At 44.4% G+C, this 25532-nt stretch carries 24 protein-coding genes; 6 read left to right on the plus strand and 18 right to left on the minus strand.

From position 1 onward, the window contains the following. Positions 1–132: 132 nt before the first annotated feature. Positions 133–708: an N-acetylmuramoyl-L-alanine amidase family protein gene (locus GJU40_RS09430; protein WP_154307509.1), complete on the plus strand. Its 576-nt coding sequence runs from the start codon at positions 133–135 to the stop codon at positions 706–708. Here GJU40_RS09430 and GJU40_RS09435 read toward each other — a convergent pair. After that, the gene (locus GJU40_RS09435; protein ID WP_170289369.1) at positions 698–1594 is read right to left on the minus strand and encodes a metallophosphoesterase; all 897 of its coding nucleotides are present in this window, start codon (positions 1592–1594) and stop codon (positions 698–700) included. The genes GJU40_RS09430 and GJU40_RS09435 overlap by 11 nt on opposite strands. Positions 1595–1721: 127 nt before the next feature. Here GJU40_RS09435 and msrA point away from each other — a divergent pair, with 127 nt between their 5' ends. Both msrA and GJU40_RS09445 read left to right on the plus strand, forming a co-directional pair. Then, a complete protein-coding gene (gene msrA, locus GJU40_RS09440) occupies positions 1722–2252 on the plus strand; it encodes a peptide-methionine (S)-S-oxide reductase MsrA (protein WP_154307511.1) in 531 nt (176 codons plus the stop codon). Positions 2253–2437: 185 nt separating this feature from the next. After that, positions 2438–2959, plus strand: a complete 522-nt coding sequence (locus GJU40_RS09445; protein WP_154307512.1) for a CBO0543 family protein — start codon at positions 2438–2440, stop codon at positions 2957–2959. 212 nt (positions 2960–3171) lie between these two features. Here the strand turns inward: GJU40_RS09445 and GJU40_RS09450 are convergent, their stop codons facing one another. The 12 genes from GJU40_RS09450 to GJU40_RS09505 all read right to left on the minus strand — a co-directional run bounded on the left by GJU40_RS09450 (position 3172) and on the right by GJU40_RS09505 (position 15780). Further along, entirely contained in the window at positions 3172–3540 is a 369-nt protein-coding gene (locus tag GJU40_RS09450; protein ID WP_154307513.1) for a phage holin family protein, read from the minus strand. Between the two features lie 2 nt (positions 3541–3542). Then, on the minus strand, positions 3543–3743 hold the full coding sequence (locus GJU40_RS09455) for a PspC domain-containing protein (RefSeq protein WP_343031492.1): 201 nt from the start codon (positions 3741–3743) through the stop codon (positions 3543–3545). Positions 3744–3749: 6 nt separating this feature from the next. After that, complete coding sequence (locus tag GJU40_RS09460; protein ID WP_154307514.1) at positions 3750–4862, minus strand: DUF4097 family beta strand repeat-containing protein; 1113 nt, start codon at positions 4860–4862, stop codon at positions 3750–3752. A 29-nt stretch (positions 4863–4891) separates the two neighbouring features. Beyond that, the gene (locus GJU40_RS09465) at positions 4892–5215 is read right to left on the minus strand and encodes a magnetosome magnetite crystal formation protein family (protein ID WP_154307515.1); all 324 of its coding nucleotides are present in this window, start codon (positions 5213–5215) and stop codon (positions 4892–4894) included. A 126-nt stretch (positions 5216–5341) separates the two neighbouring features. After that, positions 5342–8218: an excinuclease ABC subunit UvrA gene (gene uvrA / locus GJU40_RS09470; protein WP_154307516.1), complete on the minus strand. Its 2877-nt coding sequence runs from the start codon at positions 8216–8218 to the stop codon at positions 5342–5344. A gap of 7 nt (positions 8219–8225) precedes the next feature. Continuing rightward, complete coding sequence (uvrB, locus tag GJU40_RS09475; protein WP_154307517.1) at positions 8226–10205, minus strand: excinuclease ABC subunit UvrB; 1980 nt, start codon at positions 10203–10205, stop codon at positions 8226–8228. Between the two features lie 250 nt (positions 10206–10455). Then, on the minus strand, positions 10456–10683 hold the full coding sequence (locus tag GJU40_RS09480; protein ID WP_154307518.1) for a DUF2198 family protein: 228 nt from the start codon (positions 10681–10683) through the stop codon (positions 10456–10458). A 164-nt stretch (positions 10684–10847) separates the two neighbouring features. Then, positions 10848–12596: an N-acetylmuramoyl-L-alanine amidase family protein gene (locus GJU40_RS09485; RefSeq protein WP_154307519.1), complete on the minus strand. Its 1749-nt coding sequence runs from the start codon at positions 12594–12596 to the stop codon at positions 10848–10850. A gap of 180 nt (positions 12597–12776) precedes the next feature. Continuing rightward, positions 12777–13331 carry a GNAT family N-acetyltransferase gene (locus GJU40_RS09490; protein WP_154307520.1) on the minus strand — a complete coding sequence of 185 codons (555 nt, stop codon included), beginning with the start codon at positions 13329–13331 and terminating at the stop codon, positions 12777–12779. A 119-nt stretch (positions 13332–13450) separates the two neighbouring features. Continuing rightward, positions 13451–14014 (minus strand): peptidoglycan-binding domain-containing protein, encoded by a 564-nt coding sequence (locus GJU40_RS09495; RefSeq protein ID WP_154307521.1) that lies wholly within the window; start codon positions 14012–14014, stop codon positions 13451–13453. Between the two features lie 83 nt (positions 14015–14097). Further along, the gene (locus GJU40_RS09500) at positions 14098–15063 is read right to left on the minus strand and encodes a ring-cleaving dioxygenase (protein WP_154307522.1); all 966 of its coding nucleotides are present in this window, start codon (positions 15061–15063) and stop codon (positions 14098–14100) included. A gap of 108 nt (positions 15064–15171) precedes the next feature. Continuing rightward, the gene (locus GJU40_RS09505; RefSeq protein WP_170289370.1) at positions 15172–15780 is read right to left on the minus strand and encodes a class I SAM-dependent methyltransferase; all 609 of its coding nucleotides are present in this window, start codon (positions 15778–15780) and stop codon (positions 15172–15174) included. A gap of 266 nt (positions 15781–16046) precedes the next feature. Here GJU40_RS09505 and GJU40_RS09510 point away from each other — a divergent pair, with 266 nt between their 5' ends. Next, positions 16047–18011, plus strand: a complete 1965-nt coding sequence (locus tag GJU40_RS09510) for a methyl-accepting chemotaxis protein (protein WP_154307524.1) — start codon at positions 16047–16049, stop codon at positions 18009–18011. Between the two features lie 690 nt (positions 18012–18701). Here GJU40_RS09510 and GJU40_RS09515 read toward each other — a convergent pair. The 3 genes from GJU40_RS09515 to GJU40_RS09525 all read right to left on the minus strand — a co-directional run bounded on the left by GJU40_RS09515 (position 18702) and on the right by GJU40_RS09525 (position 21533). Next, positions 18702–19250 carry a TetR/AcrR family transcriptional regulator gene (locus GJU40_RS09515; protein WP_343031493.1) on the minus strand — a complete coding sequence of 183 codons (549 nt, stop codon included), beginning with the start codon at positions 19248–19250 and terminating at the stop codon, positions 18702–18704. Further along, positions 19247–19969 carry an MBL fold metallo-hydrolase gene (locus tag GJU40_RS09520; RefSeq protein WP_154307525.1) on the minus strand — a complete coding sequence of 241 codons (723 nt, stop codon included), beginning with the start codon at positions 19967–19969 and terminating at the stop codon, positions 19247–19249. Before GJU40_RS09520 ends, GJU40_RS09515 begins: the two co-directional genes overlap by 4 nt. A gap of 88 nt (positions 19970–20057) precedes the next feature. Further along, entirely contained in the window at positions 20058–21533 is a 1476-nt protein-coding gene (locus GJU40_RS09525; RefSeq protein ID WP_154307526.1) for a methyl-accepting chemotaxis protein, read from the minus strand. A 142-nt stretch (positions 21534–21675) separates the two neighbouring features. Between GJU40_RS09525 and GJU40_RS09530 the strand changes: the two genes are divergently transcribed. Continuing rightward, the gene (locus GJU40_RS09530; protein WP_154307527.1) at positions 21676–21957 is read left to right on the plus strand and encodes a hypothetical protein; all 282 of its coding nucleotides are present in this window, start codon (positions 21676–21678) and stop codon (positions 21955–21957) included. A 43-nt stretch (positions 21958–22000) separates the two neighbouring features. On the opposite strand, the gene GJU40_RS09535 is transcribed toward GJU40_RS09530, so the two are convergent. Both GJU40_RS09535 and GJU40_RS09540 read right to left on the minus strand, forming a co-directional pair. Beyond that, a complete protein-coding gene (locus GJU40_RS09535) occupies positions 22001–22858 on the minus strand; it encodes an alpha/beta fold hydrolase (RefSeq protein ID WP_154307528.1) in 858 nt (285 codons plus the stop codon). Positions 22859–22870: 12 nt separating this feature from the next. Continuing rightward, positions 22871–23827, minus strand: coding sequence for a calcium/sodium antiporter (locus GJU40_RS09540; protein ID WP_154307537.1), 957 nt, complete (start codon positions 23825–23827; stop codon positions 22871–22873). Between the two features lie 160 nt (positions 23828–23987). Here GJU40_RS09540 and GJU40_RS09545 point away from each other — a divergent pair, with 160 nt between their 5' ends. Further along, complete coding sequence (locus tag GJU40_RS09545) at positions 23988–24869, plus strand: STAS domain-containing protein (RefSeq protein WP_154307529.1); 882 nt, start codon at positions 23988–23990, stop codon at positions 24867–24869. Positions 24870–25532 lie beyond the last annotated feature (663 nt).

Consider the following 25532-nt stretch of genomic DNA (forward strand, 5'->3'; position numbering starts at 1 on the left):
TTTCAGTTAGATTGTAAAAGTTACTTCCTACACACTTATATTCGGATTAGCATTACTTCGCTACTTTGCGCTACTCCGCAGATGCCTCTTTTCTATAACTTAAAGGAATACACCTACAAAAGGAGGAGAAACATGAGAATTGCGATTGATGCAGGCCACGGCCCCATGACCCGCGGCAAACAAACAGTAGACGGAATGAAGGAATATAGTTTTAATTCTGCAGCTGCAGAAGAACTTTCCAGACTGCTCCAGCAATATCACAACGTGCAAACACTTTTTACCCACCATCACAGCATGGACGTTCCGCTTGCCGAACGGGCAGCTGCCGCAAACAGGTGGAAAGCTGATTTGCTGATATCCATCCATGCCAATGCCCATGGAAATGGTGAGGCATGGAATTCAGCGAACGGCATTGAAACCTTTGTTCATACATCACGTCCTCCAGCAGCTGTGGAAGCTGCGAAATCTATCCAAAAACAGCTTATTTTCATCACCAATAGAAGAGACAGAGGCGTCAAAGCAGCTGACTACTTTCTCCTTCGCAAAACAGCGATGACAGCCATTCTTTGTGAATGCGGATTTATGACAAACAAGACGGAGGCAGCTCTTCTCCGGACACATTCATACAGGCAAGATTGCGCGAGGGCAATCTGCACCGGAATTGCAGAATGCTATGGATTAAAGCCGAAAAACCTGTCTAGTTGCTAGACAGGTTTTCAAACGGTATCTGAAGATGCTCTTTATAGCCTGAGGAGAGATAAGGAGAATAAGTTTTAATGCTGATCAGCTTCTGAACAGGATCAAATGTCAGCAGCCTCATGTATCCCTTTCCTCCCCGTGGGAAGGCCTGAAAGTTGGACAGCAGCTGATAAACCTTCCTGCCCTCCACATCCGTAACCAGCTCGCGGTTTCCATAATAATGGCCAGAGAGAACAAGCTTTACATTTTCATTTTTTTTGACGACTTTTTGAAACAGTTTTTCTCCGTCTTTGCTTCTTCTGCCGGAAATGCTGACATAATCATGAAAAGCAAGAATGGCATATGCCTCACGGTGCGATTTTAATATGTCGTTCATCCACTTTATGCTGTTCTTCGTCGGCTTCCACCCCATATGAACAATCAGGAATTGGGTATCCCCCGCCTCCAAAAGATCATAATGGCCATAATTGTTTTGGTAGCTGCCACCGTAGGACGCTTGTGAATTGAAACGGTGTTCACCGAAATAATAATAGTAGGACTGATATTTCTCTTGCTGCTGCTCCAAATCATGATTTCCCGGCAGTACTCCATAGGGAATTTGTTCAGCATCCAGCATCCTCAACAACAAATGCGCCCTTTCCCATTGTAGGGGGTCAGTCGCATTGTGAACAAGATCTCCTGTATGCAGAACATAGCGGATGTCTTCACTTTCCCGGTTGTTCACAATCCAGGACAGCTGTTTTTGCAGAATTTCAGGGTACTTTTTGGCGTAATACTGAGTGTCCGTCATCCAGACAAATGTGAACGGTTTTTGATTATAAGCGTTTGAAGAGGAAGGAAAAGAACATAGCAGCAAGATCGCTTCCAGGCATAACAGCCACTTAACGTATTTCATACACATCACCTTGCCCTTAGCTTGTCCACAGAAGAAAGAAGTATGAAATCAGGGGAAAAACCTTTTTATTGCTTCATCCAGGAGTTGGTGGCAAAATAGGATAAACATCATTTGAGGGGGAAAAGAAATGGAAAAAAATCAAGAAGAGCTGGCAACGTTTGCCGGGGGCTGCTTTTGGTGCATGGTGAAACCTTTTGATGAACTTCCCGGCATTAAAGGAATTGTTTCCGGCTATTCAGGCGGCCATACAGAACACCCAACATATGAGCAGGTAAAAACGGGTAGCACAGGACATTATGAAGTTGTTAGAATCACATATGATCCTGAAGTATTTCCTTATCAGCAGCTGCTGGATTTGTACTGGCCCCAAATTGATCCGACAGATGACGAAGGGCAGTTTTTCGACCGCGGCAGCCAATATAAAGCAGCCATCTTTTATCATACTGAAGAACAAAAGGCGCTTGCCGAAAAATCCAAATCAGAGCTGGAGCAAAGCGGTCGTTTTCAAAAACCGATTGTAACTGAAATTCTTCCTGCAGCCCCGTTTTATCCTGCAGAAGAGTATCACCAGGACTTTTACAAAAAAAATCCTGAGAAATATAAGCAGGAGCGCGTTGAATCAGGCAGGGAAGAGTTTATCACCAACAACTGGAAATAAAACTTGTCACAATCCCGGAGTAGCAGCCGGGATTTTTTTGCTGCCTTTGAAACAGTTAGCAATTCTCCCCACCAGCTAAAAACCATCCCCCTCACACTCAGCAAACAGCCCTTTTTGCTCTCCCTGTATAGTGACAAACAATTCTGTCAAAGATGGTAACATTCTCTATGTTAGGGTGGTTACGTATGTATTTGTTGTTAGTCATTGTTGTCTGGATTCTGTTTGCCTATAAATTCATTGACTGGAGGCAGTGGCACAAGCAATATCCGACAATTCTATTTTTTGTGGTGATCAACTTTGTTTATAACCATTTGTATTTTAACCATACACTGTGGGCTTTTCGAGGCATTACTGCTGAATGGCTGAATCATTCAATTATTAACCTTGCATTTTCCTTCTTTATTTGTCCGATGGCACTCATTATCTATTTGCAGCGTTATCCTTTTCATGCTGCTAGAAGAGCAAGGATCATTTATTTTTCCGTATGGGTAGCTTTTTTCACTGTCATTCAGGCACTGTTCGCCCATAAAGGAATGTATGTGTATGACAATGGATGGAACAGCTGGCATAACATTTGGCTGAATATAATCCTGTTCAGTATTTTGAGAATTCATTATAGATATCCTGTAGCTGCTTTAATTTTATCAGCTCCGATTGCTCTCATTTTCTATTTATTATTTCCGGTTCCACTGGAAACATTAAAGTAGTGAGGTGACACAATGCACATAGAAAATGTTTTGCCGGTACCGCTGTTTCTGTTTCTGCTGTTTAGCACATACATTATCATGTCTGTCTACCTTGCCAGAACAGGGGGAACAGAAAGATAGAGAGCTGCAGAGGAATCTGCGGCTTTTTCTATTGGCTTTTTATAGAAAATCTTTTTCAACAAATAAAAAAGCCCCCTTGTCAGAGAGCTTTCCTACGGTCTTCTTCTATTTTGAAGCGGTTCAACCACCGCTTTTTGGATCAGGAGATGCAGCACTGCAATAAAAATCGCTGCCAAAACAGCAGTGCCAAACCCATCGATACGAAATGAATCTCCCATCATTCCCTGTGTAATCATCAGGGTAATGGCATTGATGACAAAGAGAAACAATCCCAGAGTTAACACTGTAACCGGCAGGGTGAGCAGCACGAGCAGCGGCTTGACCAGCACATTCAGAATGCTCAGTATCACACTGGCAACAATGGCTGCTCCAATTCCGCTTAAATAAAAGGAATTGAAGTAGCCTGCCACTACAATGAGTATGACCGCATTGACCAGAATGCTAATGGCCCATCTTGCCATGATCAGAGCGTTCCTTCTGATTCATTTGGCATGAGGATAATTCCGGCAATATAAGCGATTCCTAATGGAAAAAAGCCTGTGAAAATAAATGCGACTGCGTATATCACCCTGAGCAGGGTGGCATCAAGGCCTGAATAGGCTGCCAGGCCTCCCAGAACTCCTGATAATTTTCTGTCATGTCTAGATCGGACTAAACGTTTCACTCAGCATCACCTCTTGTTATGTTTTATGGATATGGAACCTGTTTTAGTTTCTGCAAAAAGGTTGAGGGCCTGCTGTGCATCCCCTGTTCCTATTTTAAGTTCCTTTTGAAGATTTTCATTTTTCTCGGTGAGTATCTCAGCACCTTTTACAGAAGCTGAAAGATTTCCGAAATTAGATTTTAACTCGCCATTAATGGGAGTATGCTCAGGAAGATACACATCGATGCTTCCCGTTGTCGTTTTTGCCAGCAGGGTCGAACAGGACTGATTGAACAAATCAACCACTATGTTTCCGTTGAAGCTCTGCAAATCAAGCTTTTCGGGGCTGCCGTTCACATCAATAATCCCATTAATTGTTTCTGCTTCTATCTTTTTGCTTTGGTTATTGGCCAATTTGATTTGCCCATTGGCTGTTTCAAGACTTGCAGATCCTCCGCTCAGTGATTGAAACGAAATCATGCCATTAGCGGTCTTTGCTTTTAACTCTCTTGCAGTTACATGTTCCCCTCTGATTGGCCCGTTAAACAGTCTCACTTGGACGTCATTATAGTTTCTTTCAGGGATGTACAGAGTCACATTTGTCTTTAAGGTTTTTTTATCTGAAACAATGCTGAGTTTGTTAGCTTCAAGGTCAACTGCAAAGTTTTCCAAAAAGAAGGTTCTTGCCTCTTCTGAACTGTCTGTTCTGTAAACCTTCGCTTCACATTCAACTCGGATATCCTCTCCGCTGCCCGGCAGGATGTTAACACTTCCGTAGACAAATTGAAGATACAGGCTGTCCAAGCTTCCCCCATTGAACTGAAAGGTGTGGTTTACATCCTGTGACTGTCCGATCGGCAGATCCAGGTCCAGATCCAGTTCCTTTACTTTTTTAACAGCTCCGTCGATCAAATCGATCAGCTTGGCAGCAAATGTTGACTGCTTTTGATGAGACTGCTGTTCGCTCTTCTGGCTGCCGCTATTATCTTGAGACAGCACCTCAGTGGAAAGAGCAGAAATCATGCTCTCTTCTTTCGCAGCATAATCGTCTTCAAGCCTTTCAATCAGCGTAATGGCCTCTTCAGCAGTTATTTTACCCTGTTCTACTAACCTAAGTATTCTTTTTTTCTCCTCTTTCATTGCTTTCCAGCTCCTTTAAAATGTCAATTTTAAACAGTTTTTAACAGCTTAACTCCTTGAACAATATTCCACACGATGATCATTAGGTTCACTAGACCAAATAGGAAAAAACCGGCTACTGTTAACAAGAATAATTCTGTCCCTATGGACACGGCTGCTCCCAAAACGAAGATAAAACTGATTGAAGCAATGGCAACCGTGATAAGCGCCAGCAAGTGTGAGAGAAGCGACTTTCTTGCATGCATTTTTGTTTCTGCGTCATCGGCAACAAAATAGACGATAACCGGAAATATCAATGGCGCAAAAAAAACACTGAAATAGCAAAGGCAAGATAGCAGGCTCTTTGACTGCATGAGTATCAGCTCCTTAATAGTTACTACGAAAGAGGTACAGGAGAGGTTTCATTTATTTTTATATGCTCATCACAATCAACTATATGTAAAAACGGATCTACTTAGCATAGATCCGTTCCTCCAATGTTAACTTTTTACAACAGCTTCCTTCTCGCTGATCCTTCTTTTCATTCTTTCCCTGTCTCTTTCCAGAATAGGTTTGAGGTATTTTCCCGTATAGGAACCTTTCACCTTTACAACTTCTTCCGGAGTTCCGGATGCAATAACCGTTCCGCCTCCATCTCCTCCTTCAGGACCCATATCGATGATATAATCAGCTGCTTTTATCACATCCAGGTTATGCTCAATGACGAGTACAGTGTCGCCATTTTCTACAAGGCGCTGCAGCACCTTCAGCAGTCTGGCAATATCGTCGACGTGCAGGCCTGTTGTAGGCTCGTCAAGAATGTAAAGAGATCTTCCCGTGGAACGTCTGTGAAGTTCAGAAGCAAGCTTTACCCTCTGTGCTTCCCCTCCTGACAAAGTTGTTGCCGGCTGGCCAAGCGTAATATAGCCCAGTCCAACATCAAAGATCGTTTGCAGCTTGCGCTTGATTTTGGGAATATTTTCGAAAAAATCAACAGCGTTTTCCACCGTCATATCTAGAATGTCAGAAATGTTTTTTCCTTTATATTTCACTTCAAGGGTCTCCCTGTTATAGCGCTTGCCATGGCAGACTTCGCAGGGAACATACACATCTGGGAGAAAGTGCATTTCAATTTTGATAATGCCGTCTCCTCGGCAGGCTTCGCAGCGGCCGCCCTTTACATTAAAGCTGAACCGGCCCTTCTTGTAGCCGCGGACTTTTGCCTCGTTGGTGGTGGCAAATACATCACGGATATCATCAAAGACACCTGTATAGGTGGCAGGATTGGAACGCGGCGTACGGCCGATCGGCGACTGATCAATATCGATGACTTTATCAAGCTGTTCCGTCCCTTTGACTGCTTTATGGTCCCCAGGCTTCTGTTTGGATTTATGAAGCTTTTGCGCGAGAGACTTGTGAAGAATTTCATTGATCAGCGTACTTTTTCCGGAACCGGACACACCAGTTACTGAGATGAATGTTCCCAGCGGAAATTTCACATTCACATTGCGCAGATTGTTTTCTGACGCTCCCTTAATTTCTATATAACGGCCGTCAGGCTTTCTGCGCTCAGCCGGAAGCGGAATGAACCTTTTGCCCCCCAAATACTGCCCGGTCAATGAATTAGGATCATTCATCACTTCCTGAGGTGTACCTGCTGAAATCACCTGGCCTCCATGTATCCCTGCTCCAGGGCCGATATCAATCAGATAATCCGCTGCAATCATGGTATCTTCATCATGCTCAACAACAATCAGCGTATTGCCGATATCGCGCATGTTTTGCAGCGTGCCAATCAGCCTGTCGTTATCCCGCTGATGAAGTCCAATAGAAGGCTCATCGAGGATATAAAGGACACCTGTCAGCCTTGAACCAATCTGGGTGGCAAGGCGGATTCTCTGCGCCTCCCCGCCTGACAGCGTTCCGGCTGATCTGCTCAGCGTCAAATATTCCAGCCCCACATTGTTCAGGAAGCCGAGCCTCTCAACAATTTCTTTAAAAATCAGATTGGCGATCTTCATTTCTTTTTCAGTAAGAGAAACAGTCGAAAAGAAATCATATGCTTCCTGCACAGAAAGAGCCGTAATATTGCCGATATGCTGATGATTAATCAGTACCGACAGGCTTTCCTTCTTCAGCCTGTGCCCCTTGCACGTCGGGCAGTCCTGCTGTGCCATATACTTTTCCATCTGCTCCCTGATGTAATCTGAGCTCGTTTCTTTAAATCTTCGTTCTACATTGCTGATAACACCTTCAAAATGTATATAATTTTCACGCACCTGGCCAAAATCATTTTCGTAGCGGAAATAAATTTTATCGTTTCCGCTGCCATAAAGAATTTTGTCTAACTGATGCTTGGGAATATCTTTAACAGGTGTGTCGAGATCGATGCCGTAATGATTGCTCACAGCCTCCAGCAGCTGCGGATAGTATTGGGAGCTTGTCGGTTCCCATGGTGCCACTGCATGCTGGCGCAGAGAAAGATCACTGTTTGGAATCAAGAGCTCCATGTCCACTTCCAGTTTTGAGCCGAGTCCGTCGCAGTCTGGACATGCGCCAAACGGGCTGTTAAAGGAAAACATCCTCGGTTCCAGCTCTCCTATTGAAAAACCGCAAAGAGGACAGGCATGATGCTCGCTGAACAGGAGCTCTTCTTCTCCGATCACATCAATGATGACCTTGCCCTCGCCAAGCTTGAGTGCTGCTTCAAGGGAATCCGCCAAACGGGCCTCAATGCCCTCTTTGATCACAATCCGGTCAATCACAACCTCAATGGAGTGCTTTTTATTTTTCTCAAGCGTAATATCGTCAGCAAGCTCCATCATCTCGCCGTTCACCCTGACGCGCACATATCCCTGCTTTTTAACATCTTCAAGCACTTTGACATGTGTACCCTTTCGTCCGGAAACAAGCGGCGAAAGAACCTGAAGCTTTGTGCGCTCTGGATACTCCAACACGCGGTCCACCATCTGCTCAATGGTTTGAGAGGAAATTTCAATACCGTGATTCGGGCAGACCGGACGGCCGACCCTGGCAAAAAGCAGCCTCAGGTAATCATAAATTTCCGTCACCGTTCCAACTGTTGAGCGCGGATTTCGGCTCGTTGTTTTCTGATCTATTGAAATAGCCGGAGAGAGCCCTTCTATCGCGTCCACATCCGGCTTGTCCATTTGCCCCAAAAACTGGCGGGCATACGCGGACAGGGATTCTACATACCTGCGCTGTCCCTCCGCATAGATGGTGTCAAAGGCAAGAGAAGATTTTCCTGAACCAGAAAGGCCGGTCAGTACGACCAGCTTATCCCTGGGAATCGTCACATCGATATTTTTCAGGTTATGCGCTCTTGCTCCTTTCACCACGATTTTATCCATAGCCATATATCGGTCATCCTTCCGCTTTCAGCTCTAATATCAAATCACGAAGCTCTGCTGCGCGTTCGAAGTTGAGCGCTTTTGCAGCTTCTTTCATTTCCGCTTCCATTTGCTCTATTACATTTTCTCTTTCCTTTTTGTTCATCTTTCCAAACTTAGGCGCTGCACCATACTCTTCTGTATCCTCTGCAGCTTTTGTTGCCCTGATAACGTCACGAATGTCTTTTCGAATCGTCTCCGGTGTAATGCCGTGCTTTTCATTATAAGCTTCCTGAATTTCGCGGCGGCGTTTTGTCTCGTTCATCGCAATGTTCATTGAATTTGTGATTTTGTCGGCATACATAATCACATGGCCTTTTTCATTTCTCGCGGCACGGCCGATCGTCTGGATCAGCGACCTTTCTGAACGGAGAAATCCTTCCTTGTCGGCATCGAGAATGGCAACAAGCGAGACTTCCGGAATGTCCAGTCCCTCTCTCAAAAGATTGATTCCAATCAAAACATTGACTTTCCCGAGCCTCAAGTCTCTGATAATCTCAATTCGTTCCAGCGTTTTAATCTCTGAATGAAGATATGTTACTTTAATGCCGATGTCTTTCAGATAATCCGTCAAATCCTCCGACATTTTCTTTGTCAGGGTTGTCACAAGCACACGTTCATTCCGCTCAACCCTCATATGAATTTCACCAATCAGGTCATCAATCTGTCCTTCAATCGGCCGGACATCAATCGTTGGATCAAGCAGCCCTGTCGGCCTGATGATCTGCTGAATCATTTCAGGAGTATGTTCCAGCTCAAAAGGACCAGGTGTCGCTGAAACGAAGATAATGTTACGAATATGCTTTTCAAATTCCTCGAACCTCAGCGGCCTGTTGTCCTTTGCGGACGGCAGCCTGAAACCATGATCAACAAGAACCTGCTTGCGGGCCTGGTCGCCGTTGAACATCCCTCTAATCTGAGGCAGAGTCACATGGGACTCGTCAATGACAATCAAAAAGTCTTCCGGGAAAAAGTCCAGGAGCGTATACGGCGTGGAACCCGGCGGCCTTAACGTTAACTGTCGCGAATAGTTTTCAATTCCTGAACAAAAGCCCATCTCTCTCATCATTTCAAGATCATAGCGGGTTCTTTGCTCAAGGCGCTGCGCTTCAAGCAGCTTTCCATTTTCGTGCAGTTCTTTCAATCGCTCTTCCAGTTCTTTTTCAATATTTTTAATGGCAATGGCCATCTTTTCTTCGCGCGTAACAAAGTGGGATGCAGGGTAAATGGCAACATGATTCCGTTCCCCCAGTATCTCGCCTGTCAGGGAATCAACCTCGCGGATGCGGTCAATCTCATCTCCGAAAAACTCAACCCGGATACAGTGCTGATCTCGGGACGCTGGAAAAATTTCCACAACATCTCCGCGTACCCGGAAGGTTCCGCGCCTGAAGTCAATATCATTCCGCTCATACTGCACATCAACAAGATTGCGTAGAAGCGCATTTCTCTCAATTTCCATTCCTGTCCGGAGGGAAATAACAAGCTCCTTATAATCCTCAGGAGAACCTAAACCATATATACAAGATACGCTGGCAATAATGATTACATCGTTCCGCTCAAACAGTGAAGACGTAGCGGAGTGGCGGAGCTTATCAATCTCATCATTGATGCTTGCGTCCTTTTCTATAAAAGTATCTGTCTGCGGCACATAGGCCTCAGGCTGATAATAATCGTAATAACTCACAAAATACTCAACTGCATTATTCGGAAAAAATTCCTTGAACTCACTGTACAGCTGTCCAGCAAGGGTTTTATTATGTGCAATGATCAAAGTCGGCTTGTTAACCTCTTTAATTACATTGGAAACTGTAAATGTCTTTCCCGTACCTGTTGCCCCCAGAAGTGTCTGATGCGTCTTCCCCTGCTTCAGGCCCTCTACAAGGTCCTTGATCGCAGCAGGCTGATCGCCCTGAGGGTTATACTTCGAGACTAACTCAAATCTATTTTCCAAAATCATAGCCTCCATTTCAATAGGAAGTATCTGTTATCTAGTTTACCATATAGAAGAGTAAAATCACCAAAAATACGAACTAAAGTTCGTTTGGAATTTTTCTGTTAAGTAGTTCCACCCCTTACAGCATGTATAGCTGCAGAGATGAATGCATCTCCCCTTAGTTTATCCATTCCTGCCTGATGAAAAACTTCTATATCAGGAGCAGCTGTGAAATTGAACCCAAAAAAAGCCTCCACGTGTGTGGGGCTTATCCATTGAGATGATCTGAAACTCTCTTGGCATAGAGAAATCCGGCAATCAGAGAAAGGACATCCAGCACGCCAATCAGCACAGTATCGGTATAGCCGGAATAAACCGATGCAGCCAAAAGTGCTGCTGTGAGCAAAGCACCGATGTACCGGCTGTATGTCACGCGCGTAAAAAACACCACCAGCAAAAATGGGAGAAATAGCGCAATGAGGGCTTTTACAATCATAAACAGGGCAGCTCCTAAAAAGTTTGTTGACTCTATTAATACAGCATAATGCGTGAAAAGTCGAGAGGCTGACTGCTGATAGAAACAGCAGAGGCAGGTTTTACCGGGGTTGTGAGCAAAAAAAGTGCCCCAAAAGGGATTAACCTTTTGAGGCAGCTGCTTTTTTATTTTTTCTGTTCGAAATACTTTCTTAAACCTTCCAGCATGCCCTTTGCGGCTTTGCGCTGATAGTCCTCAGTAGCAAGTATTTTTTCTTCATTAGGATTGGAGATAAAGCCAAGCTCGACCAATGCAGATGGAATTTTATTATTACGGATAACTTGATAATTTCCATATCTTACTCCTTTATCAGGAAGCGGTGTGTTAGCTGCTATTCCTGACTGAAGTGCTGCTGCAAGCTTTTTATCTTTTACGTCTGTATAATAAAATGTCATTGTTCCGGTAGATGTGGAAGTGTGAGCATTATAATGGACGCTGATGAAGGCATCTCCATTGCTTTTGTTGCTGATTGCCACACGCTCAGACAAGCTTGGATAAACATCCTTTTCTCTTGTCATGATGACTTTCGCACCCTCATTGCGAAGCATTTCAGCGAGAAACAGTGAAGTGGTTAGGCACAAATTCTTTTCTTTTGTAATTCGTCCTACTGCACCTGGATCTGTTCCCCCATGGCCCGGATCTATCACAATGATCTTACCTTTCAGTACACTGGCCGGTGCTGCAGGAGGAATGGGTGCTGGAGCAGTTACCTCAGAAATCGTCAGGCTTTCTTCCACCCAGCCGAACTGATTGCTGCTCAGCTGAACTTTTACCCACCCTTTTGAAACTTCGACTTTGACAAAAACAGCTCCTGCCGGCTGCTGGCTGATTGTTTTTTGTGTGTTGTCAGGGCCTGCTTTAATCTCTGCGTCTGCCAGCAGCGTGACAAACTGCAGAATTGGTTCCGCTGCTTTTTCCTTGGAAGGCTGCGCTGCGGAAGGAGAAGCTAAGTACTGGGTTGCAACCCAGCCGGTTATTTTTGAAGCAGATATATAAGACCATGTTCCGCTTGTTTTGCTGACTGTAACAAGGTCATTCTGCTTCAGGGTTCCGACAACTTTCTCGTTTGTTGAAGGGCCGCTTCTGACGTTCAATGTAGCTGTACCGGAAACTTTTGCCTGCTTGGTTTCTGCCTTGGGAGCAGCTTTTGCCGGAGCAGGAGCCTGGGTAGTTAAATGTTCTCCGCTCACCCAGCCTTTTTGTTTAGCAAACGTGATTTCGTTCCACTTTCCGCTGGTGGAAACGATCGTCACCTGTGCATCTTTTTTCAAAGTGGCGACAACCTTGCTGGTTGTATTGGGAGCAGTGCGGACGTTCAAAGATGAAGCCTTCACATAGGCTGTTTTCGCTGTAGACGATTTCACTTCCGGCCCTTGCTTTGCAGCAGAAATATGGTCATTACTGACCCAGCCTTTTTGCTTGGCGACAGAAACCTGCGTCCACTTGCCGCTGACAGAAATAACCGTCAGGGCTGTATCTTTTTTCAATTTTGTAATCACCTTGCTGCTTGTGTTGGGCGCAGCCCGGAGATTCAGATCAGCTGTTTTCACATAGACGGTCTTGCTGGCAACTGCAGGCTGAGCCGTTTTCTTTGTGATATATTTTAAAGACACCCAGCCGGTTTTCTTGTCAAACTGAATTTTGTACCAATCGGACTTTTGTTCAAGGACAGATACCGCCTGATTTTTCTTTAGCTTGACTACAATGGATGCAGTTGTACTTGGACTTGAACGAACATTCAATTCTGTGGCATTGACTGTTCCTTCAAATACGGCGGCTTTTGCGGCAGGTTGATAGAAAAATAGAGTTGAGAATAAAAACAATACGGCAATCAGACTGGCTGCAATCGCGCTGCTGTAACTTCTTCCCTTCAATTCTGTGACACCTCTCCCTTTTATGATCACTATTTATATCGGTCAGATCTTCATTTATCAACAGGCCCAAAGACCTAAAATAAAAAAAAGACATCTGCTGTCAGATGCCCCCTGGAAAATCTGCCCCTCTATCTTTTCTAGAAAATGTAAGAGGTTCCTTCTTTTATTTGTTCTTTTTTACTATTTTTCGCCAAATTCTCCCTTTAGCAAAGAATATAGAATCACATCTTCATAAGAGTTTTGTCGTTTTTCATATTTTCTCAGCACACCTTCTTCAGTGAAACCGAGCTTATTCAACAGCCTTCTGGATGCTTCGTTTTCCGGATACACTTTTGCTTCTATCCGATGAAGCTCCCATACCTGAAAACCATAGGCAAGAAGCTCCGGGAGTGCTTCTGACATAAACCCTCTGCCCCAGTGCTGCCACCCGAGATCATAGCCGACCTCCGCCCTTTGAGATTCTTTTTCCCAGCTGTTGTATCCGCAAGTGCCAATAATCTGGCCGCTTTCCTTTTCAGTAATGGTCCAGCGGACAGCCTCCCGCTTTTCATATAGAGAATTCAAGAGGGCAATCATATCCTCCGCCTCCTGCACTTTCTTCAGCTTCTCTATATTCATATATTGAACTGTTTGTGAATCCGACCAGTACCTGTAGAGTTGAGGCGCATCCTCCAGAACCATTTCTCTCAAGATCAGCCGGTCTGTCTCCAGTCTTGGAAACTGCTCTCCGCTCATTGCGGCACCTCCATTGACCTTTTTCAAGATAGTATAGCACAGAGAATGCAATCTATAACCCGATAAGATTGGAGGCGGTGAATACCAAAAAGGGAGAGCTGACTGCCTCCCCTCTCTCCCTAGTCGTTCAATACTTTTTCAAGCACATCTTTCGTTTTTGGTCCATATATGCCATCAGCCGTAAGACTTGAAAATCTCTTTTGAAATTTGATAACAGCCTCTTTTGTTTGAGTTCCATATATGCCATCTTCTTTTACATTGTAGGATAAGTCGTTCAGGGCTCTCTGAAGCGCAAGCACTCCCTGCCCCTTGCTGCCGGGCTTTAGGATTTCATTTGGCAAATCGCTTTTGAAGTAATCTTCTGTCAGCGCCTTATGTGTTCTTGGTCCGTAAATTCCGTCATTGGCAAGAAAGCTCTTTGATTTTTGATAAGCAAGCACAGCCTGAGAGGTTTTTGGGCCGTAAACACCATCTGGTGAAAGATTGGATTTTATTACTTTGTTCAATGCCCCCTGAAGCACCTGAACTTCATGGCCCCTAGCGCCTTCTTTTATCAGTCCCTTGCTAGGATATTTGAAAAGCATCACCTGAGGCGAATCAGCGGCATGAATGACAGCCGGGGCTCCAAACAAAAGAGCAGCAGAAGCAATAGCAGCTACAGAAACAGATTTCCATTTTTTCATTATATATCTCTCCCCTCATATTTCATTACACTCATGAAACGAAGGGAATATGGAAAATGTTTCAATATTTTTAAAATCTTACTTTAAATATCCAACGGCCTTAATTCAGCTTCAATTTTCGCGCGGCTGGGTTCCAAAAACGGAGGCAAAGACAGGCGCTCGCCGAGAGTTTCCATTGGCTCATCCGCATCAAAGCCAGGAGTGTCCGTTGACAGCTCAAAAAGAATATTGTTCGGCTCTCTGAAGTACAAAGCCTGAAAATAAAAGCGGTCCACCTTACCTGAGTTAGGAATTCTGAGATCCTTCAATTTTTCAGCCCACGCTTCATATTCCTCACTGTTTGGTACACGAAAAGCCACATGATGAACGCCTCCGCGGCCCAGTCTTGCTGGTGAAAGATCCGGCCTTGGCTCAATATGAATTTCCGCGCCAGATCCGCCCTCGCCCGTCTCAAACACAAGGATATCCGGCCTGTTCTCATCAGCTGCCGGGTAAGATCCTTTCCTTCTAAAGCCCAATACCTCTATCAGCACCCCGATCGTCGGCTCCGGATTCGCTACAGTTAAAGTGACTGGACCCAGCCCGACAATACTATGCTCAGCTGGAACTTCCTCAGTGGACCACGGTTCTCCCGCTGCAACACCCTCTTCGCCGTCATCAGCAGCGAGGATCAATCTTGTTCCCTCGCCGTCCTGAAAAGCAAGTGTCTCCCTTCCTGCTCTTACAGCAATCTCCTCATGCGTAATCCCAAGCTTTTCAAACCGCTGCTTCCAAAATTGAAGTGATTTCTTCGTTTTTACGCGGAGCGAGGTTGAGGAGATGTTGGAAACTCCTTCATAGGTTCTGCCAAGTCCGGGAATATCAAAGAAGGTAATTTCTGTTCCGGGACTGCCTTTGGCATCACCGTAAAATAAATGATACGATCTTGTATTGTCCTGGTTAACCGTTTTTTTCACAAGTCTCATGCCAAGAACCTTTGTATAAAAAGCATAATTTTTTTCTGCGCTTCCAGTCAGAATGGAAACATGGTGCATTCCAAGTAATTTCATATAAACAGCCTCCTGTATATTTATCTTGATTTCAAGGTATTAAGCTATAATTATCTCAGTTTCAAGATAATTATAGCATGCTCTCGTTAAAAAACAAGAGCAAGCACCCTATTTCACCGGTTTGACTGCAGTCACGCAGACAGTTAATTCCGGACGTACATCCTTATAGCTCACTTCTATATTCTCCATTCCGCAGGCTAAAAAATCATCCTGAATCTGCTTGGCATACTTTTTCGTTTTTTCAGTGGCAGCATCCTCCTGGCGCGGCTGCATCGTGATTGCTGCTCTTCCTCCCGGGCGAAGGGCAGCCACAACATTTTCAAGGCCCTCACGCGGCGAATCCCAAATTGTATAGTTGTTAACAGACAATACCCTGTCATAGGACTCCTTCTCCAGTTCTGCTTTTTCTATGTCAACTGCCCAAAGCCTGGCCCTGCCTTCTTCTATAAAAGATTGAAGCCGCTTGCCCGCCTGCTCTTTCATCGTTTCCGACACATCCGCTCCATCCACTGATGTACCTTCATAGTTGCTTAAAATATATTCTATTCCATAGCCCGGACCATACCCGATTTCAAGCACGTTGTCTCCGCTTTGTATCTCAAGCTTTTCCACTGTCCACTCATTAATCTCCTGATTTTCCCAAGACATCACCTTCCCGGCAATTTTTCCAAGAATACCCTCTGGTTTTCTAAAATTCTTTGAAAGTGCATCCATCATATTTTTCATCCTCCAGGCTGTTTTTCTTTACTATATCCCCTCCCGTAAACTGTAAACTTCATCACATTTAAAATATTTCTGATTCTGACGATATTAGTTATGCCGAACATAAAAATAAACGGCAGTTTTCGTAAAAATGTTTGCTTTTCAACTGTTGTGATTGGACTTTTTTAAGGAGCAAGGGGCTATCAGTTGAACTTTCTGTATGGGATGAAAAACAGCAAGTATTGCGAAACAGCGAATACAAAAAGTGAGGAGATAGAGACATGGGCAGAAATTTATCTATTGTAACAAGATTGATCCTATTTGCCACCACGCTTTTGCTCATTCCGACATTGGCGCTTGGAGCACTTTCCTATTTTACGGCAAAAGGGGAAGTCAAAGATCAAATGCTTCAATCCGCTTCCCAAAGCGTGTATATTTTGAACAATGCAGTAACGGAGAGCCTTAACAACAAAACTGAGCTGGCCGAAATGCTTGCAAACCAGCTTTCAGCTGATGACATGAACGAAAATAATGCTGAAACAGCAAGGCTATTGCTCAGCGGAATTACAAATTCTTTTGAGGATATCAGCCTTTCTTTTGCCGTAACCGATCAAGGGCGGCAAGTGACATTACCGCAGGCAGTTTCTTCTGAAAGTTACGACCTCCGGACAAGAGACTGGTATAAAGAAGCTCTTCAAGATACGGAGAGAACCGTGATCACAAGTCCTTACGAAAATGAAATAAGCGGAGAGATGATTGTCACCGTAGCTCAAGCACTAGAGGGCGGCGGCGGTGTCATCGGCTTTGACGTGAATCTTGATTCACTGAAGAAAAGTGCTTTAAGCGTAAATATTGGGGAAAAGGGCTATGCTGCCATATTTGATGCAGAGCGGCGAATTGCGGTTCATCCACTATTAAACACAGGCAACACAGTTGACGAAAGCATCACAAATCAGATTTTCGAAAGTGAACAGGGTCATTTTACTTATGAATATGAGGGCAGCAGCAAAGAAATGGTTTTTTCCACAAACCCTCTGACCGGCTGGAAAATTGTCGGCGCATTGGACACTGCTGAATTTGCTGAGGCCTCACAACCTATACTTATCATCACCCTTAGCGTCATCGGCCTGTTCGCTATTATCGGAAGTGTTTATAATTACTTTAATATTACCAGCATCGTCAGGCCGATCCGCCAGCTGGTTGCGGCGGCAGAAAAAGTGAGTAAAGGCGATTTAACAGCAACTGTTAACGTACAATCAAGCAATGAGACAGGAAGGCTGGGCAATGCCTTTAATATGATGGTCACTTCCCTTTCATCTTTGATATCTAAAGCGAACGATACATCAAACCAGCTCGCAGCTTCATCCCAGCAGCTGTCTTCCAACTCTGAAGCAGTTACTGCGATCAGCAGGCAGATGACAAAATCAATTGATGAATTGTCAGATGGAGCAGTAACACAAATGAAAAGCGCAGAAGAAACAGCGCGTGCCATGGAGGAAATTGCAAGCGGTGTTCAGTACATTGCATCTAAAACAACGGAAGCAGGCTCCTCCGCTGTCGGTGCAACAGCACAGGCTGAAGCCGGTACAGAATCCATTCAAAAAGCAATTGAGCAGATGGCAGTCATCTCACAGTCTGTAGAAGAAAGCTCGGAAATTGTCAAACAGCTGAACGGCCGCTCCAAAGAGATTGATAAAATCATTGAAGTGATTACCGCTATCTCCGAGCAGACCAACCTGCTGGCGCTCAACGCAGCAATCGAAGCAGCCAGAGCCGGCGAACACGGAAAAGGTTTTGCCGTAGTGGCGGAAGAAGTCCGGAAGCTTGCGGAAGGCTCCAAAACCTCTGCAGAACAAATCGCCGCAATCATCACCGGCATCCAGGCTGACACAGAAAGAATGGTCATCACAATGAACACGGGGAAAATACAGGCAGAAACAGGCATGGAAATCATGGCAGCCACAGGAGAAAAATTCAAAAAAATCTACTCAGCCGTCAATGACGTAAATGTCCAAATACAAGAAGTATCCGCAACCTCCGAGCAAATGTCTGCAAGTGCACAGGAAATCAGCGCCTCCGTCGAAGAAGTAGCCGGAATCGCATCAGAATCCGCCGGTGCCACCCAGGCCGCCTCATCGGGAGCACAAGAACAACTGGCAGCCATGGAAGAAATCCAGCAATCTGTCCAGTACCTCTCAAAAGCGGCGCAAGAACTAAAAGAAGAAATCAGCAGGTTTAAAACATAAGAATGAATGATGCAGAAAGGCCGGACCCCTTTTATTGGGGTTTGGTTTTTTTATTTGGGAGGGTTGCTGGAAGGGGTGGGGGTGGTTCTACTTCTCGGAGGGAATCTCAGATAGTATAAGAAAGATACTTTAAAAAAGCGACCTGTTTGTTCTACTATCTCGGGAAAAACTTCAGATACTATAACAAAGAGGGCGAGTTTGTTCTACTATCTTTGAGATACTATAACAAAGTGGCCGAGTTTGTTCTACTATCTTTGAGATGCTATAACAAAGTGGGCAGGTTTGTTCTACTATCTTCGAGATACTATAACAAAGTGGCCGAGTTTGTTCTACTATCTCGGAAAAAACCCCAGATACTATAACAAAGAGGGCGAGTTTGTTCTACTATCTTTGAAATGCTATAACAAAGTGGCTCGGTTTGTTCTACTATCTTTGAGATACTATAACAAAGAGGACGAGTTTGTTCTACTATCTTCGAGATACTATAACAAAGTGGCCGAGTTTGTTCTACTATCTTTGAGATACTATAACAAAGTTCCCGAGTTTGTTCTACTATTCTTCTAGATCCTATAACAAAGTACCCCCGTTTGCTCTACTATCTTCCAAGATCCTATAACAAAGCCCCCGGTCTCGATACTATTATCACGAATCCGCAGCAACAACCGCATAACAAACCCAGCCCACCCCCCATCACTCCCGCAGCCCCTTCAAAAAAGCTTCCAGCATAAAGGATAGTGTTTCATCGCGGTCCAGGTTCAGGTTGAATTCACCGTTTCTTTCCAGTAGAGCGAAGCCATGCACCATGCTTCTAAGTCCGCGCACCGCATGCAGCGCTTTATCTTCTTGAAATTCATAAGGCTTCAGCACCTTCAGCAGCAGCGCTACAATTTTTTCTCCTGTTTCGCTGATGTGCGGGTTTTCTTTTGTTTGTATTGTCATGTCATATAATCCTGGATGTTCCCGGACAAAGGTGACATATTGGAAGCCAATGGCATGCAGCGCCTCTTGTCCGGCTTTTCCGATGGCTGCTTCACTAATAGCTGCATACAGCTTGCTCAGCGTAAAAGTTGTGAGTTCTTCACGCAAATGAGCCATGCTATCAATATGGTTATAAAGTGATGGCGTTTTGATTCCAAGCACCTTTGCCAGTGCGGCAAGGCTCAGGGCATTGCTCCCATCCTCTTCTATCATGGAGGCAGCTGCCTCTACGATGATCCCTTTCGTTAGTCCTTGTCTCACACTCTACTCTCCTTACTAAACTTTTTTTGGGCTCTGCTTATTGCCGCTTTCATTTCTTCCTGCGGCTGCTTCAGCATTACGCCATGACCCGTTGCCAGCAATGTTGGCTGCAGTTCCAGCAGTTTTTTGGCACTTTGCAGATTGAGATCTCTGCTCCAGGTTGCCAGGGACGGAAACGGAAAAGTAAGCCTGATGTCTCCTGCGACAGTTGTTCCGCCTCTTGTATGGTACACGTCTCCTGCCAAAAGAGCACCCGTCCTACTATCTAAGTACGCCATCATTCCCGGCGTGTGTCCCGGTGCGCTGACAGCCTGCAAAGATGAGATATAGTCGCCGTCATGTAAAAGAACATCAGGCCTTGTTTTCAGTTTTTTAGGAACTCCGCCTTTAATGGGCTGCTGTGGTTCGTCCGGCAAAAGAGATACATCTCCATCCAGCAGTTTGCTGTCTCTCGCTGAAATATAAACAGGCACGGCAGGAAGTGCACGTTTAAGGTGATCCAGCGCTCCTGTATGATCTTCATGTGCATGTGTTAGAACAATACCAGTAATCGGCTTTCCAATTCCCTCTGCCGCGCGCAAAATGCCCTTGGCGCTGTATGGCAGCGCTGCGTCAACGAGTGTGAGGCCTTCCTCTTCCTCCACAAGATAACAATTTACAGGAAACAGTGAACTCAGAAAAGATACTTGATACAAATAACGATTCTTCACAATTTTCAATTCTGTCACCCCTTAAACTAATGATATTAGTATTATAACTAATATCATTAGTTACAGCAATATAAAAAAGCACATGTTATCTGTGCTTTTAAGATTTTTCGGTCAGCTTGACCGCGCTTTTTGCTGTTTCTTCAATAAAATTGCCGATCTGCTGATTGTCCTTGTTCAGATTTTCGATCGTGGCATGAATTTCTTCCAGGCTGGCACTTGTTTGTTCTATTATTGCCGCCAGTTCATTTGTGGCTGCCTCCACCTGTGAGGTTTTTGCCTCTGTTTCTTGTGTGAGCGTACTGTAGCCTGAAAAGCTCTGGTTAATCCGGGCAATCACTTCACCCAGTTTTCCAAAGGTTTCTGAAGCCTCGCTTGTCGATGACAAACTGTTTTTAAGGCGGACGCTGCTCGCTTCCATTTTGTCACGGGCAAGAGCGCTTGAGGCATTGACAGATTCCAGATTGCCTGTAATTTTTATGGTCGTCTCGTTTGTCACTTCAGCCAGCTTGCGGATTTCTTCTGCTACCACGGAAAACCCTTTTCCCGCCTCTCCTGCTCTTGCGGCTTCAATTGATGCGTTCAGGGCGAGAAGATTGGTTTGCTCGGTAATTTTTTTGATGTTATCAGTGAAAGCATTTGTTTCTTTTATTTTTGCTGTAAGATCGCCAAAAGTGGTATTAAGATCTGCTACCAGTCCCTGCAGTGCATCCATTTCATGTGAAAGCTGCTGAATTTTGTCCTGGCCGTTTTGGGCAATGCTTTCAGCCTGCTTTGTTTCCGCGATCATGTCGCCAGCGGCTTCTTTCATCTTTTTCATCGACACAAGATTATAATGGGCATGCTCGGCAATGTCATTAATTTGTTCAGTCTGCGCTTGGCTTCCTGCAGCAATTTCAGTCACTGCAATTCTCATCTCCGACTGTGACGACAGGTTGGTCTGCACCTGGGAATTCGCTTTAGAAATAGACTCTACAATCACGCCCACTTCTCTTTCCAAATGCTGTCTTTGCTCCTCTTTGGCAGCACCTTCTATTTCCGCCTGTTCTACAAAGTCCTGCAGTTCATTGAACTGCCTGATATTTAACCGGATCAGCACGATTAGCAGTACGCCGGTTAAAAGATAACCAAGCAGAGTCGTGGTAAACGCAGTTTTCAGCAGGGCCTGATCGGGAGAAGACAGGTACGTATTTGCAATTAAGCAAACCAGCCCGGAAAGATAGCCAATTAGAAACAATCCTGTTTTAAACTGTACTGCTGAAAAAATGGCCAGGAAAAATAGAATGGGTATCATGCCCAAGCTTGGACCGGAAAAAACGATTCCCAAAATTGTACAAATATAAATAGCAATAATGCTGTAGTACGGAAAAAGCTTTTCTTTTTTCAGCAGGTTGTGAAAGACAAAATACCCGCCGACTAACAAAATCAGTTCAACAGCGTAGGCAGGAGAACGGTGAAACTCCTTTGCTAATATGGTGCTAAGCAGCGCCAGCAGAACTGAAGTAGAAAATGTAATCGTCATTAGTTTGTTTTTTGTTTTCAAATCTCTCATTTGTAATTTTTCTATTGCTGTCATGTGCCAATCTCCCCTATTTTCTACATTTTTTCTCTCTATGCCTTTTATATCGGCTGTTCCCTGTACTTTCTAAAGACAGGGCTTTTGAAAAAAAGTTTTTGGGGGTAAAGAAAGTTACCTAAACTTTTGGAGGGATTTGGAGATGGATACTGGTCGATATGATAGCCTGATCACAAAAGCACAAGAGCTGGACGGTGAAACAGGATTCACCTTTGCAAGCAATGATTTGGAGCCGCTGAAAGAAAATACTTCTAAAGCGATGGATGTGATTGTTCATCATATCCTCTCCACATTTGAGGTATCAGAGCCTGTTGAACACCATATGAAAGCATTGCAGGAAAGTGTAGATAATGCTGAAAACTTTGACAAACTGGACTTTTTGATTCAGGAGTTTCAAACGATTGTTGTGAATCGGTATTACTAATAAAAAATGGCCCAAACTCCATACTGTTTGGGCCTTTCTATTTCTATGATTCTTCCAAAAACTCCAGGATGAGCCTGTTTGCAATTGCCGGCTGCTCATGGAGAATCCAGTGGGTTGCTTCGTCAACGAAAATGAGCTGTCCGTTCTCACAATGCTTGATGCTTTCCTTTGCCAGCGACTGGCCGAGAAAGGCGTCTCCTTTCCCCCAAATCATCCGCGCCGGAATTTGAATACTTTTCACTTTTGAAAAATCATGATGTAAAAGCGCCCTGTACCAGTTCAGCATTGCTGTCAGGGCTCCCGATTTTGACCAGGCATCATAGTAAAACTGCAAATCTTCCTTGGAAAAGGTTTTGGGCATGCTTGTTTCTGTCAGGCTGCTTTCCAGAACGCCATAGGAATTTGCCTTCAATGCGGCCTCTGGAATCGCAGGCAGCTGGAAGAAAAACATATACGAGCTTCTTACCCACTGCAAGGGATTGAGGGGAAGAATTTTTGACATCGCCTTGGGATGCGGCATATTCACAGTCAAAACCTTTTCCACTATTTCAGGATGCTGTGACGCCAAATGCCATGCGACCGCGCCTCCCCAATCATGTCCCATGATCACCGCTGACTCTTTTCCCTCAGCCTCTATCAGCCCGAGTATGTCAGCGCTGAGCTTCGATAGTTCATAGTCCTTAATTTTCTCAGGTTTGTCACTTACATTATAGCCGCGCTGGTCAGGAACCAGCACTCTGTAGCCGGCTTCAGCGAGCATTCCTATTTGATTTTTCCAGCCATACCAGAACTCAGGAAAGCCGTGAAGCAAGATGACCAGCTTGCCATCCTTAGGTCCTGAGGCTGCAACATGCAATTCAATACCATTTGTTTTTACAAAATTGTACTCAATTTTCGGCATAAAGAAACCCTCCTAATTGCGAAGAATAATGTAGATAAGGTATAAAACATAAGAAATCACCAGCACAATACCTTCTGATCTTGCAATTCGAAATTTGGTTCTAGAGAAAATCAGCAGCAGAACAGTCAGGACAATCATGAGCGAAATGTCTGTAAAAATTCTGTCGTCAACCGAAAGCGGCGTAATAACGGAGGCTGCCCCGGTAACAAGGAGAATGTTAAAGATATTGCTTCCCACCACATTGCCGAGCGCAATTTCACTCTGTTTTTTGATAGCAGCTGTAACAGACGTGACCAGTTCGGGAAGAGAGGTTCCCAGAGCGACAATGGTCAGCCCGACCAGCGTTTCGCTCATACCAAAAGAAAGCGCAATAGAGGTGCTGCTTCTGACAACCAATTCTCCTCCAAGTATGATGCCTGCAAGCCCTGCTACAGAAATGATAATATATTTACTCCATGCTTTTCTACCGGGACTTTCAGCTTTTTCTGTTGTTTCCTCACGGCTTCTGCTGGCCACTTCAAATATGTAATACATAAAAATAACCAAAAACAACAGCAATACTATGCCGTCTCCGCGTGTAATTACGTTCGCCGCTGCTCCCTGCAGCACCGTGTCACTGATGAAAATGAGCAGCACCACACTCGCAAGCAGTGTAAACGGAATTTCTTTCCGGATGGTTTCATTTTCAACTTTTAAAGGATATAGGAATGCTGTCACACCGACCACAATGGTAATATTGAAAATATTGCTTCCTACAACATTTCCAAGCGTGACGCCGCTTTGCCCGTTAAGTGCCGCCAAAATACTGACCGTTGCTTCAGGCGAGCTGGTCCCAAAAGCGACGATGGTTAACCCTATCAGCAGCGGTGAAATATTCAGAAAGGCCGCTATTTTTGAAGCTCCATCCACAAAATAGTCCGCCCCTTTAATCAGAAAAACAAAACCCAGCACCAGCAGCACATATGCCAAAATCAAAACTCCCTCCACAAATTTCCTGCATGTCAAATAGCCACATCATGTTCTTACCCTTTCATGATGAATAACATGCTTTTTTGTTCCGTTTTACTATGCTTCCAAGTTATTGTATGATAATTAGTATGTTCAAATATAGAAGTCAGGAGCACAAAAAATGAACAAATTAGATGAAAAGCTGTATGAATATCTTACAGAACTAGCACCCCGCATTACCGATAAGTGGCTGAAAACCCGTTCAGGTGAAAAAGGATCCGTTTATTCCTCAGAAGCTGATGACGCTGTCGAGCAAATGCTGAGGGAGCAAAATGCCGTAACCAACAAAACAATCACAAGCGCGTTTATAAATGAACATCAGGTTGTAGCGGAAGAAGAAATTGAGCATTGGGCGCTCATGATAGCAAAAAGCAGAGTAGAATCCGCCACACCTATATACGAAATTCTGGATGCTATGAGAAAAGTCCGTGAAACCTACTGGAGCTTTGTTGAACAGTTTGCAGCTGATCACAGTGATACTGTAGAAATCAAAGACGTTATGCATTGGAGCCAGATTGTCCATTCCGCCTTTGACCAGCTCAACACTACCCTGACACAGCTCTATTATGATCTGACTGCTGCGCGTCTTCAAGGACAGCAAAGCCTGATTAACGAGCTCAGCATACCCGTTATCCCCGTAAGCGATAAGATTGGCATACTTCCATTGATTGGTGACATTGATACAGCACGAGCAAAATATTTACTGGAGACTATCCCGAATAAGTGCAGTGAGTTTGGAATTGAGATGCTGTATGTGGATTTATCTGGTGTTTCTATTATAGATACAATGGTCGCGCAGGAAATTCACAACTTAATTAAAATTCTTCAGCTGCTAGGAATTGACTCTACTATTTCAGGCATCCGTCCGGAAGTCGCACAAACGTCCATCCAGCTTGGCCTGGATTTTACCCAAATGAAAACCTACAGCACCCTCAAGCAAGCATTGCAAGCAAGTGATCTTGGCGGAAAGGAAGCAGGACTGGTTCAGAAATTCAGTGAATAATTTCTTCCGGCGGTTATGATAGTATCATGCTCACCTCACTGTTTGGGCTCCTCCTCCTGCCATGAGACCCAGTGAGGGAAAATAAGCGGATGTTTTCCGGTTAAGCGCAAAAAATTGCTCATTTTAGGACTTTTAAGGGAAGCATTTCCGGTTATCTTGCCAAAAATCTTTCATTTTGAGCTTTTGAAGCCAATAGACGGAATTCGTCCTTTTATTGAAGGCTGTTTTGAATGTTTTTCAGGATAAGGGGAATTTCTACGCTTATTGGGGAGTTGTTTCCTTTCTCCCAGTGACCAGAACACATTAGAAAATGGAAAAGCGCTCAGAAATTCCTGAGCGCTTCTTTTATTTCAGGAGTTATCATGTTTTACCGGCATACACAGCTCTTTGAAATGAGCGGGGGCTTCGGTTGGGGAGAATAAGCGGACGTTTTCCGGTTAAACAAAATAAAGCGCTCATTTTAGGGCTTTTAAGGGAAGCATTTCCGGTTATCATGCCGAAAACCCCTCATTTTGAGCTTTTTAAAGGTGATAGACGGAATTTATACGAAAATTGAGGATTGTGCTGTCTTAAAAAGCAAAAAAAGGCCCCCCAAGGTTTGAATTTGGATTTTTTAAAATGGGTTTATGCAGCTAGCTGGCTTGTATTCGATCCAACTGGATG

The organism is Metabacillus lacus (assembly GCF_009674805.1).
Taxonomy (GTDB): Bacteria; Bacillota; Bacilli; order Bacillales; family Bacillaceae; genus Metabacillus_C; species Metabacillus_C lacus.